This window comes from Schaedlerella arabinosiphila (assembly GCF_003885045.1).
GTDB lineage: Bacteria > Bacillota > Clostridia > Lachnospirales > Lachnospiraceae > Schaedlerella > Schaedlerella arabinosiphila.
Genome location: NZ_RHJS01000002.1, coordinates 853,690 through 866,255 on the forward strand (window position 1 = coordinate 853,690; position 12,566 = coordinate 866,255).

At 52.3% G+C, this 12,566-nt stretch carries 8 protein-coding genes; 7 read left to right on the plus strand and 1 reads right to left on the minus strand.

Annotated features, from left to right (window positions below; translation table 11 throughout):
- Positions 1 to 200: 200 nt before the first annotated feature.
- Both EBB54_RS04435 and EBB54_RS04440 read left to right on the plus strand, forming a co-directional pair.
- Positions 201 to 2,126, plus strand: a complete 1,926-nt coding sequence (locus EBB54_RS04435; RefSeq protein WP_125126520.1) for a cache domain-containing sensor histidine kinase — start codon at positions 201 to 203, stop codon at positions 2,124 to 2,126.
- Positions 2,047 to 3,600: a response regulator transcription factor gene (locus EBB54_RS04440; protein WP_125126521.1), complete on the plus strand. Its 1,554-nt coding sequence runs from the start codon at positions 2,047 to 2,049 to the stop codon at positions 3,598 to 3,600. The genes EBB54_RS04435 and EBB54_RS04440 overlap by 80 nt, the downstream gene beginning before the upstream one ends.
- A gap of 19 nt (positions 3,601 to 3,619) precedes the next feature.
- On the opposite strand, the gene EBB54_RS04445 is transcribed toward EBB54_RS04440, so the two are convergent.
- Positions 3,620 to 5,266, minus strand: a complete 1,647-nt coding sequence (locus EBB54_RS04445; RefSeq protein ID WP_125126522.1) for an alpha-glucosidase — start codon at positions 5,264 to 5,266, stop codon at positions 3,620 to 3,622.
- 161 nt (positions 5,267 to 5,427) lie between these two features.
- Here EBB54_RS04445 and EBB54_RS04450 point away from each other — a divergent pair, with 161 nt between their 5' ends.
- The 5 genes from EBB54_RS04450 (at position 5,428) to EBB54_RS04470 (ending at position 12,439) form a co-directional block, all read left to right on the plus strand.
- Positions 5,428 to 7,359, plus strand: coding sequence for a MerR family transcriptional regulator (locus tag EBB54_RS04450; protein WP_243127521.1), 1,932 nt, complete (start codon positions 5,428 to 5,430; stop codon positions 7,357 to 7,359).
- Between the two features lie 80 nt (positions 7,360 to 7,439).
- On the plus strand, positions 7,440 to 8,102 hold the full coding sequence (locus EBB54_RS04455) for an ABC transporter ATP-binding protein (RefSeq protein WP_125126524.1): 663 nt from the start codon (positions 7,440 to 7,442) through the stop codon (positions 8,100 to 8,102).
- A 1-nt stretch (position 8,103) separates the two neighbouring features.
- Positions 8,104 to 9,945 (plus strand): ABC transporter permease family protein, encoded by a 1,842-nt coding sequence (locus tag EBB54_RS04460; protein ID WP_125126525.1) that lies wholly within the window; start codon positions 8,104 to 8,106, stop codon positions 9,943 to 9,945.
- A gap of 19 nt (positions 9,946 to 9,964) precedes the next feature.
- A complete protein-coding gene (locus EBB54_RS04465; RefSeq protein ID WP_125126526.1) occupies positions 9,965 to 11,851 on the plus strand; it encodes an FtsX-like permease family protein in 1,887 nt (628 codons plus the stop codon).
- A gap of 324 nt (positions 11,852 to 12,175) precedes the next feature.
- Positions 12,176 to 12,439, plus strand: coding sequence for a type II toxin-antitoxin system RelB/DinJ family antitoxin (locus EBB54_RS04470; RefSeq protein WP_125126527.1), 264 nt, complete (start codon positions 12,176 to 12,178; stop codon positions 12,437 to 12,439).
- Positions 12,440 to 12,566 lie beyond the last annotated feature (127 nt).

The window sequence follows — 12,566 nt, forward strand, 5'->3', positions numbered from 1 at the left end:
AGCATAGACCGTCTCTTGCTGTTCTGTGATTTAGCAATATTATACAAAGACGGAATATTTTCCACCATGGACATTTGTCGGTTTTCACATGTACTTTTTGCTGATTTGCATATTAGCCGTCTTTTTTTGATTGGAATGTGGTATAATAAGCAGCAGAAATACATCATGAAACATTAGTTTTTCCGTAATTGGAGTGATTTATGAAATTTAGAAAACTGTCATTTCAGAAAAAAATATATATTTCCTGCTTTGCGCTGAATCTGGTTCTTCTGCTGTCCTGTTCGATCTTCTTTTATTACTATACGGCAGATTCTCTCAGGGAAAATACGCAGGACACGATCGTAGGAAATGCATCCATGCTGTGCAAGGAGCTGGATATGCTTTTACGCATTGGAGACAATACATTAAAAGATCTGCAGACGGATTCCTCCCTGATCTCGATCTCCAGAAATATCGGGGATTCCTCCGAAAACTACTTTGCCAATCATGTTTCTGAGAGATATTTGTTTCAAAATGCATTCCGCTCCGTTTTGATTTCTCAGAATCTGAAAGGGTCCATCAGCTATATAAGCGGTTTTTATGACAACGTCGGAGTGTCCGCTTCCGCCGGTGCGTCCAGGAATATTTCCAAAGTGAATCTGAAAAAAATAAAGGAGTTGGAAAGCCTGATGGAGAACACCTCCTTTTCCTCTTACCTTCCGCCCCATGAGGATTACTGGGGACAGGGAAAAACCGTATTTTCCGTAGTCCGCGTTATGCGTGACACATACCACAGATACGGGCTTCTGATTCTGGATTTTGACATCTCTTATTTCGCAGATTTTTTGGAGGATTTTGAAAATCCGGATGATTTTTCCATTGCCATACTGGATGAGGAGCAGAACTTCGTATATTCAAGCGATTCAGAGCAGGATCAGGAACACTTTTATGAGTCCTGCAGGGAAGCGCTGCAGTCCCGCAGCAGAACCTTTTCCTGTGACCAAATGAGTATCAGCGGCCTGGAAGTGTCCGGGGCAGCAGGGTGGACGTTTATACTCAGCAGCAGTATCGCGGGATACCTGGTTTCAAAAAAATCTACGCTGGTCATTGCCGCTGCAATGTTCTTTATCCTGTTTCTCATCACCGCCGCTTTTTTGTTCCTGATGTCTCACGGGCTGACCAGGCCGCTAAAGCAGCTTGTGAGCCAGTTAAAGAACCTGGAACCGGGAAGAAATATCAATATGCAGGCAGTATCCTCGGATAATGAGATCACAATTCTGGCGAACGCAATCCAGGCATTTCTGGCAGAAATATATGACCAGAACCAACGGCTTACGGAGGCGCACCGGCGCACGCTCCAGGCACACTACGACGCAATGGAGGCACAGTTGAACCCGCATTTTCTGTATAATACGCTCTCAGTCATCGGTATGACAGGATTAAGCGGCGGCAATACGGCGGTCTCGGATATGTGCAGCCAACTGTCCAGCCTGCTCCGCTACTCATTGTCCTATATCGGGCAGAGCGTCCGGCTGGAACAGGAGATCACCAATGCCGGGAGCTACCTCTATATCATGAAAATGAGATACGAAGAAAAGCTGGAATATGAATGGGAGCTGGATGATTCACTGAACAGGATCTCCGTCCCCAAGCTGATCCTTCAGCCGCTCGTTGAGAACTGCTTTCATCACGGCTTCCAGCAGACGGAGCAGGAGATCTGCCCGCCGTGGAAGATCCGGATTCGCTCTTTTCAGGACGATACCTGCTGGTATCTTTCCGTGATCAATAACGGCGCGCCTTTTAAAGAAGAAAATCTGGAGCGCCTGCGCCTGCGGCTGGAACAGTTCCGGTTTCCGGAATATGAAGAAGACATGGGGAACACTCTGCAGGCACACCAGGGCTTTGGCCTTGAAAATACGATCCTGCGGCTGAATATCTATTACCGGGGGGAACAATATTTCAGGGCAGGTACGACAAGGCAGGGAGAAACGGCCGTGACCATCGGCGGGCCGCTCCATCCAAAGAAACCGTTTGTTGCTGTCCAGGGAACTTTCAAAGGAGGAACGCATGATACAAGTTATGATCGTAGAAGACGAACCTGCGATTGCCAGGGGGCTGTCCCTGATGATCAGCCGGAATTATCCTGACTTTCAGGTGATCGGTACGGCCGGAAACGGAAAAGAAGGGGTTCAAAAAATTCTCGCTCTGACGCCGGATCTTATATTCGCTGATATCAACATGCCGGTCATGAACGGGCTGGATATGATCCGCCAGGTTCAGGAAGCCGGTTTTTTTACAAGGTGTGTGATCCTGACCGGATACGCGGAATTTGAATATGCACGCACCGCCATCCATCTGGGGGTTACGGATTTTCTCTTAAAGCCCATCTCGTCAGATACACTGGATGAGATCCTGATTTCCTGCAGGCAAAAGAACCAGAAGGAACTGCGGATTCTGCAGGCAGAATATCTGCAGCGCTGCATGCACCACAGCTCTGGGGCGTCGGATATGAAAAATCCGCTTACCGGTTATACATGTACCTTGATGCTGGTCCTGTCCGGCCCGGTCTGCGGCAATATTTATAATGAAGTGCTGTTTGATTCCGTTCCGGTATCTATAGATACGGGAATCAGGCAGGAGATAGAGGACACATTTCAAGCCGCCTTTTTCCCGCTTCGGGGGAGGCACTATAATGAATGTCTTTGCGCCCTTGTATCTCCAAACCTGCAGCCTGTCGATGTAAAAGCGGCGGCCAGGAAGCTGTATGCCTCCTTTCCCTCCTCCGGCACGTACAGGAACCTGTTCATTTCGGAACAGGCCGTTGACGGCAGGGGAATCCATGAGCTGTCGCGAAACATGTACCTGTATGCGTTGCTGCGGAATCCTTTTGGCTTCGGTCAGATTGACATGGTCAGGCAGATCCCTGACGATAAGATCCGCATTTCCAGAGAAATCAGGCAGATCTGCCTGGACATTGGGGAGCACCCTGACCAGGAAACGCTTCGTGAAGCCATTCATGGGATGCTTCAGCTCTGCCGGGAGGAAAAGGTTACCCAGCTTCAGCTCACGTCCGATCTGCGCTATTTCATCAAAACGGTGGTCCCTGGTTCTCTGGATGAGCAGATGATTTATCCGGATGCTGCGGAAATCGTCTCCTCCTGTTTTTCTTATGAGGAACTGGAACAGGATCTGTTCTTTGAACTGGAACGGCTCTGCAACCTCAATACGCCCGGCCTGGCAAACAGCGAGCAGTCTCTTGCAAAACAGGTGCGGAACTGGTTGGATATGAACTTTACGTCTCAGATTACGTTTAAAATTTTCCAGGATATCTTCGGGCACAATGAAAAATATATTTCTACCCTGTTTAAGGCCGAATTTGGGATTTCACCCATCAAATATCTGGGGAACCTCCGGCTGGACATGGCCCGGAAGCTGATCCGCAATAATCCGGATCTCTTATTAAAGGATGTGGCTGAGATGGTCGGATACACGGATGCGTTTTACTTCAGCCGGGTTTTCAAATCCCACGAAGGAATCTCTCCCAGCCAGTATGCCAAGCTGATGAAAGAAACCTGCAGAGGTCCGGAACCGCAGGCTAAAGCCGGCCGCGATTCCGAATAGTCACAAAAAATCCATCCCCCTACTTCCGAAAGATCACCGATTCATAAGGCCGGAGCACAGGCCCCCGGTAGCCGCCTTCCCGGTCGTAGGAGGACAAAAGAACCTCCCCGGCGCCGTCCAGCAGGGCGGCCGGGATCTCATGCTCCTGACGGGAGAAATTGTGGAATGCCAGCAGGGTTTCCTCTGCCGTGCTTCTGGTCAGAGCGAACAGATCTTCCTGTCCTGTTTCCAGGAAAACCAGATCCCCCCGGGATAAGGCCGGGGATTCTTTGCGCAGTGCGATCAGCTTCCGGTAGCACTGGTAGACCGAGTGGGAATCCCGGCGTTGGGTTTCCACGTTGATCTCCCTGGTATTGGGATTGGTTTTCAGCCAGGGGGTGCCGGAAGTAAAGCCGCCTGTCTCGGAATTGTCCCACTGCATGGGAGTCCGGGCATTGTCCCGGCTTTCAAGCTGCGCCTGGGCCAGGGCGGCCTCCGGGGTCATGCCGGAAAGCAGGTACTGCTGGTACTGATCCCTGGTGCTGGGATCGTCATAATCTTCGATGGAGGGCAGTTTTACGTTGGTCATCCCGATCTCCTCGCCCTGGTATACATAGGGCGTGCCCGGCAGGCTGTGAAGGAACATGGCCAGAAACTTCGCGGAGACCTCCCAGTACTCCCCGTCGTCGCCGTAGAGGGACACCTGCCGGGGCTTGTCGTGGTTGCTGAAAAACCTTGCCCACCAGCCGTCCTCCTTCATGGCCTGATAGGTTTCCTCAATATCCTTTTTCAGCCTTTTTGGCGACCAGGTGTCGATCTCTGTTTTCGGAAGCACGAAGGGGATCACCATGTCAAATTCTTCCCGGTCCGTTTTCACATAATTGCCCAGCTCTTCTACGGTGGGCGCCGCTACCTCGCCGACAGTCAGGATATTGCGGGGGGCAAACACCCGCCGGTTCATTTCCCGGATATAGGCGTGTGTGCCCGGACGGCAGATCAGGCAGTCCGGAAAGGAGTAGCCGTCCGGCCGGGGCGGCAGCGTGGAATCGGGGAAATCCAGGGGCTTGTCCAGGTAGCTGATGGCGTCCACCCGGAAGCCTTCCACCCCTTTGTCCACCCACCAGTTCATCATTCCAATGACCTCATCCCGAAGCTCCTGGCAGGCCCAGTTCAAGTCCGGCTGCTTTTTGGAAAAGTAATGGAAATAATATTGGCCCCGTTCGGGTACATATTCCCAGGCGCTCCCGCCGAAAGCGGAAGCCCAGTTGTTTGGTTCATGGCCGTCCACCGGGTCGCGCCAGATGTAATAATCGGATTTGGGATTCTCCCTGGACGACCGGGATTCGATGAACCAGGGATGCTCATCTGAGGAATGATTTACCACCAGGTCCATGATCACGCGGATACCCTTCTGCCTGCAGGCGTCCCGCAGGCGGTCCCAGTCCTCCATGGTGCCAAATTCCTCCATGATCTCCTGATAGCCGGAAATATCATAGCCGTTATCGTCATTGGGCGAGCGGTAGACCGGGGAAAGCCACAGGGCGTTGATGCCCAGCTCCTCCAGGTAGTCCAGCTTCTGCAAAATACCGGGCAGGTCCCCGATGCCGTCCCCGTTGGAATCATAAAAGCTTCGGGGGTAGATCTGGTAAACGACCAGGTCTTTGATCCAACTTTTCTGTTCTGTCATAAGTATTCCTCCTAGTGCTGTATTTTTTCCATTATATACCTTTTTGGAAGGAATAGTAACCTCAGAAAGCTTTTTTTTCACAAAATACTTGACTGTATACCTGGTATATACTTTAAAATATGTACAAGAAACACGGGATTTTACCGAATGGACGAGGGGGTGTGTGTTTGAACACAAAACAGATTGAAGAGCTGACCGGGATTACCAGACAGAACATTCGTTACTATGAGCGGCAGGGTCTGCTGGAGCCGGCCAGGGATACAGGCAATGCATACCGGGATTATTCCGAGGAAGATTTCAGGAGGCTTAAGCTGATCAAAATGCTCCGTATGCTGGACATGCCGATCAAGGAGATCGGGCAGGTGCTGGACGGAACGCTTCCATTAAAGGAGGCCGCCGCAAGACAGCAGGAAGCCCTCCTGCAGCAGCAGAAGCAGATCCAGGCCGCGGTGGAGGTCTGCACGAATATCCGAAAGGAAAAATCAGAGGTCATTGACGTGGACAGCTACCTGGACCGGATGGAGAATATGGCGAAAAGCGGAAGTGTATTCGCGCGGATCGTGGATGATTACAAGCAGGTGGCGGAGGAAGAACGGCAGCGGCAGTTTTCCTTCTATACGGAACACCCGGTGAATACGGCGGGGATGTTTGAGGAGGAACTGCGGAAATGGGCCAAGGGGGAACAGCGGAAGTTCCGAATGGTCCGTCCGGGCAAGTATCCGGAATTTACCCTGGATGGGGTCTCCTATACGGCAGCGCGCACGGTGGAGCAGGACCAGGAGACGAAGGAACCCCGGACGCGGATCATCTGCAGCAGAAAGGATGACGAGAAGGTAAAAAAGGAGATCAGGGGAAACCGAAGAGCCCTGCTTCAGGGGATCTATTCGGTGGGAACCAATATCCGGCTGCACCGTTTCAAGAGCGTCCTGAATGGGGCGATCAGTATGATGACCGTGGTGGTGCTGGTATTTTATCTGGGAAACCTGGTCAGCGCCAGGGGGCAGTTTGAAGCGCTGCCGGAGGCGATCCCGGTGCGGGCTACGGTGCTGAACGCGGAAGGAAGCCTGAACAGCGGACTGTTTATCCGGCAGCAGGTGCTGGACACGGTCTATGCATCCCCTTATATATGGAAGATACGGGAGACGGCGGAACTGATCGGGTATACGCAAAAAGATGGGGGAAGCGGAGCAGGAGACACGTTGCAGACAGACGAGTTTCGAATCCTGGGCGTCAACGACCTGGAATCTGTCTTTGAGGACTGTGAAAAGGATCTGACCTGGGCAAAGGGCTGGGACTGGGACCGGTTTCAGGAGAGCACCGGAGTGTGCATCGTGGGAACCACATTTCTGCAGGGCCGGGATCTGGAGCCGGGAGACCGTCTGGATTGCGCTCTGGAACACTACATCCAGGTATATAATTTTCTGGAGCGGGAAGAGCTGAAACCGCTGGAAATGGAGATCGTCGGGGTGATTGACGACAGGGAAGCCGGGGAATCCACGGCCGCGGAGGTGGTGCTTTCCCTGGAGGCGGTGCGGCAGATCTATGAAGAAAATGACAAGGTTTATTTCGCGTCTTCCCTGAGATTTACCGTGAAAGAGCCGATGAAGCTGAACGAATTGAAGCAGGATTTGAAAGAACCCGGGCTGACTTCCGTAGTTCCCGGATCTTCGAAGAATTACGCGGGCTGCGCGCTGCGGATGGAGGACGATGTATTCATCCAGGCGGCCCTGGGGCTGGAAAAAAGCATCTCCCTGCTGGAAGGGTTTCTGCCCTTTGTACTGCTGATTGTGGGGCTCTCCGGGTATATCGTACCCCACCTGCTGCTCCAGAGCAGGAAGGGTGAATACGCCATCATGCGTGCACTGGGAACAGGCAGAAAACGCTGTACGCGGATCTTTTTTGCGGAGCATATGCTACTGGCGGCGGCCGGCGGCGCGGCCGGAACGGTGCTGGGCGCGGTTTTCGGAACCGCGGACATTTTGACGGTATGTATGGTGTGGATACTCTTTTTGTGCTGTTACGCCCTGGGAGCGGCTGTGGCTATATGGATGTTTGGCAGAATGAGCATCGCGGCTGTGCTGACGCATCAATAGGCGGCAGGGATAGATGAAGGAAGGATTCGGCGATCCATTTGCTGTGTAAATGGGTTTCATAGTGATAGAAAGGGACATCAATGGAAAAAATCAGAGTAGAAAATGTGAGTTATTCTTATCAGAATCAATATCAGAAGATCCAGGCGGTGAAGGAAGTGAGCTGTTCCTTCGAAGCCGGGAATATGTATGCCATCACCGGGGAGAGCGGCTCAGGGAAGAGTACCTTCCTGTCCCTCCTGGCAGGTCTGGACTGTCCGGAATCCGGCACGATCCTGGTAGACGGGGACAATCTTCTGGAAATGGACCGGGATGCCTACCGGAGGAAACAGGTTTCCATGATCTACCAGGCATTCCACCTGTTTCCGCTTTTAAACGCCCTGGAAAATGTCATGTACCCGCTGGAGCTGCAGGGACTGTCCCGCCGGGAAGCCCGGCAGCAGGCGGCGGAGTGCCTGGAAGAGGTGGGGCTGGGGGAAAAGATCCTGAAACAGTACCCCAAAATGATGAGCGGCGGGGAGCAGCAGCGGGTCGCCATCGCCCGGGCCATGGCGGCGCAGGGGAAAATTTTACTTGCGGACGAGCCTACCGGGAACCTGGACTCGGAAAATGAAGCGCATATTGTAGAGCTGCTGAGAAGGCTGGCCCATGAAAGGGGCTATCTGGTGATCGTAGTGACCCACAATCCGGAGATCGCCCGGCAGGCAGATCAATGCATAACAATGAAGGACGGAAGGATGGTTTAAGATGACGCTTTATTATGGTATAAAACAGATCCTGCGGAGTCCCTTAAAGAGCATCCTGTTCCTCCTGCTGGCCGGAGTTTCGGCGTTTCTGCTTGTGCTGGGGAGCAGCCTTTGGGAGATCAACCGCACGATGCTGGAGGAATTTGAGGATCTGTTCATGACGGTGGGGACGGTGGAGCAGAAGATCGACCACGTAGAGACTTATAAAATTTGGGACGCCGGAAACGGTTATGAATACGGCCAGACGGGAATACGCGGGGAACGGATTCCCAGCGCGGTCATGGATTTTGAAGGGGCCGGTTATATACTGGAAGCGAAGCAGAGGCCCAATTTTGGCGCGCTGGTGGATCAGAAGGCGGGAGCTATGCCATACATGTTTATCATCGTAGAGGCGACGCCCATAGAGTCGGGGACGGCAGATGAGTCATTTCCCATGCGTGCGGAAAAGGTTCTTTCAGGAGATGAATATGAACTGAAAGAGGGAGATATTTTTTACATCTGCGACCACCATATGGAGGAAGCCAGGAGCTTTGAGGCAGGAACGACATATATCATGATGCTTAACTATGCCGGCTGGGTTCATGGGTCAAAGGTGGAACACATTGCCCCGGAGGATTTTGTGCCGGAATTTTTCCCGGTAAACAGTGTGGCCTCGTATCAGTATACCATGGAGGGCGAACGGGTCTATGATGCTGTAGCAGAAGCGGAAGAGGAGTATGACATTGATATTGTAACAGAAGATTTTTACGAGACGGAGCGGGGAAAACGCTGGCTGGAAATGGCAAAAACACGGGATTATCTGTTTTATACGGTTCCTGTGATGCCTATAGACAAGACAGAGCTTTTGATGCCCTTCTATTGGAAAGACGCGCAGATTTCAAAAGGAAGGGATATTACAGAGGAGGAGTACGCAGAAGGAAAACCGGTCTGCCTGATTTCTTCCAGTCTGGCCGTGCTTTTACGAAAGGAAGCCGGAGACAAGCTCACGCTTCCGCTCTATTGCGCAGATTATTCCCCAACGCAGAAAGAGGCGATGTGGGTGGCTTCCATTTTAAACGCCGAGGGAAAGGCATATCCGATATTCCATGAGCAGGAGTATGAGATCGTTGGGATCTATACGGCCGCGTCGGCTACAAAAAATGGATATGAATTGTGTATCAATCAGGTGATCATTCCCTGGAATGCCGTTCCTGAAAATTCCTGGGTGGATCATATCGCAGGAATGGGGTATATGACCGGCGGCAATACCTCCTTTGAGATTCCCAACGGGACCATCGAGGATTTCATGGCCGCATGGGAGAAGCAGGGCGTGGAAGAGCTGGAGCTCCGGTTCTATGACAACGGGTATACCAATCTGCAGACCGGACTGGAGAGCAGAAAGCTGATGGCGGTCATCTTTCTGGCCAGCGGGTGTATACTGGCGCTGATGATCCTGTGCTTCTTCGCAAACACCTTCATCACCGGACAGCGTCAGCGGATCGCGGTGGAACGGCTGCTTGGACGGACGAAAGGGCAGTGCGCCTTTTCCCTTCTGACGGGATTTTTCCTGCTTGCGGCATTGGGCACGGCGGCAGGCTGCGGGGCGGGACGGATGGCCGCGGATCGGGCGGTGGAGGCCACAGAGCAGACCATGGAATTTGACAAAGCCTTCAGCAGCGCGGTGATCGCCCAGGCGGATACAGAAGAAATAGAAATCTCCGGGGCAGGGCAGAAGGCAGATGCGGGGACGGCGGTTGGGGCTGGAATCGGGCTGGTTCTGGCAGCAGTGCTGATCGGCTCCGGGTTCATGGGGCAGGCGCTGAGGAAAGAACCGCTGCAGATCCTGGGGGAATTGGAGGAATAGATATATCAGGGGGACGCAAATGGAAAAAATCAGAGTAGAACACAAGGTTCGGGCGCAGGGAGTGTTTATGACGATTTACTACAGCATGAAGCAGATCCTGCGCAGCCCCGTGAAAAGCACCCTGTTCCTTCTGCTGTCCGGTGTTTCGGCATTTCTGCTGACGCTGGGCGGCAATCTTTGGGCGGTCAACCTTGCCATGCTGGAGGAATTTGAGGAGATATTTGTTACGGTGGGGACGGTGGAGCAGAAGATCGACCACGTAGAGACTTATAAAATTTGGGACGCAGAAACGGATGACAGATATGATCAGCGGGCAGTACACGGGAAACGGATTTCCGATGAGGTCATGGATTTCGAAGGGGCCGGTTATATTCTGGAGGCGAAGCAGAGGCCCAGCTTTGGAGCGCTGGTGGATCAGAGGGTTATGGGCAGCGTCTATGATTCTCTGATCGTAGAGGCAGCGCCCGTAGAGTCAGGCAGGGCGGACGAATCATTTCCCATGCGCGCCGAAAAGGTTCTGGCAGGCGATGAAGCTGTATTGAAGGAAGGCGATATTTTTTATATCTGCGACCATTACCGGGAAGAACCCAGGAGTTTTGAGGCGGGAACAACGTATATTATGACTCTGGGCCACGTAAATGAGGTACATGGTTCCAGGGTGGAGCACATTGCCCCGGAGGATCGTGTGCCGGAATATATGCCGGACAACAGTGTGGCCTCTTACCAGTTTACGATGGACAGGGAGCTGATTTACGATGCCGTAGCTGAAGCGGAGGACGAGACGGCCTTTGACGTGGTCACGGAAGGCTTTTACGAGACAGCGCGGGGCAGGCGCTGGCTGGAGCTTGTAAGATCATTCGACTGCCAGGCTTATACCATTCCGGTGACCCCGGTGGACAAAACCCTGCTTTTGATGCCTTTCTATTGGAAAGAGGCACAGATCTCGAAAGGGAGGGACATCACGGAGGAGGAGTATGCCGAAGGAAAACCGGTCTGCCTGATCTCATCGGAGCTGTCCCTGGTTCTCAGGAAAGAGGTCGGGGACAGGCTTGCGCTTCCGCTTTACTATGCAACCTATTCCGAGGTGAGTAAAATGGGGATTCAGGCAGCGTCTGTTTTGAATGCCCAGGGAAAGGTCTATCCGGTGTTTGACGAGCAGGAGTATGAGATCGTCGGGATCTATACGGCCGCATCGGGAGCAAGAAACGGATATGAGATGGGGCGCCATCAGGTCGTGGTTCCCTGGAATGCCATACCCGAAAACTGCTGGGCGGATAACATCGCGGGGAACGGGCCCATGCGGGGCTTCAACACCTCTTTCCAGATTCCCAACGGAACCATCGGGGACTTTATGGCCGCATGGGAGAAGCAGGGCGTGGAAGGGCTGGAGATCCGATTCTACGACCGCGGGTATTCCGATTTAAAAAACGGGATCGAGAGCAGGAAGCTGATGGCGGTCATCTTTCTGACTGGCGGATGTGTGCTGGCGGTGCTGATCCTCTGTTTTTTCAGCCATCTGTTCATCACAGGACAGCGAGGGCGGATCGCGGTGGAGCGGCTGCTGGGACAGACGAAACGGCAGTGCGCCCTCTCCCTTTTGACCGGATTTTTCCTGCTTGCGGCAGCAGGCACGGGGGCAGGCTGCGGGGCGGGCCAGATGGCCACGGGCCGGGCGGTGAAGGCCGCGGAGCAGACTACGGAATTTGACGCCGCATTCAGCAACGCGGTGATCGTCCAGACGGATACAAAAGAGAATATGCTGCCCGCTGCAAAGGAGAAGCACGGCCCAGGAGCCGCCGCCGCGGGAATCGGGATGCTCCTGGGGGCAGCGCTGATCGGCTTTGGGGTGATGAGGCAGGAGCTGAAAAAGGAGCCGCTGAAGATGCTGGGGGAGATGGAGGAGTAGGCGGGAGTATACCGTATAAGGATTGTGGGAATCGGGATGTTCCTGGGTTGGGGATAAGAACGGCAGATGTGGGAGGAAATCCCGTATCTGTCGTTTTTTGATACCATCGTATGAAGAAAGGCTGCCGGTGGCAGGTTTTCCGTATAGAAAAACTTCGCAGAAAACAAGGATGTCGTTCAGGCCGGACCAGTCCGGTATTGGGTGTCTGGTGGTACCGAAATAAGAAAGGAACCTAAAAGGAATAAAAAAGGAGACACTAAATCAACATTGTGTTTGTATTACATTTATGATACAATGTTATTACAAAATCAATGGAGGTACAATATGGCTACACTACAAATCCGTATTGATGATACATTAAAAAAGCAAGCAGATACTTTGTTTTCCAGTCTTGGTTTGGATACATCAACAGCAATACGCATTTTTTTGAATGCTTCTATAGAAAATGACGGAATCCCATTTCCTGTTCAGCATAAATCCATACCTTATTCTCTTCAGGAAGCCGTCTATGACAGCCGGTTTCGGAGAAATCTTAACGGTCCTTTTGACAATGCAGAGGATGCTGTTGCATCTATGTTAGAGGATTGACCTATGTATAAAATTGTTTACACCAACCGTATGAAAAAAGATGTTAGGCTGATAAGAATAATATTTCCAGAGACATAGATTCAGCCGCAAAGAAGAAACAACTTGATGTATTATAGAAAATCAGTAC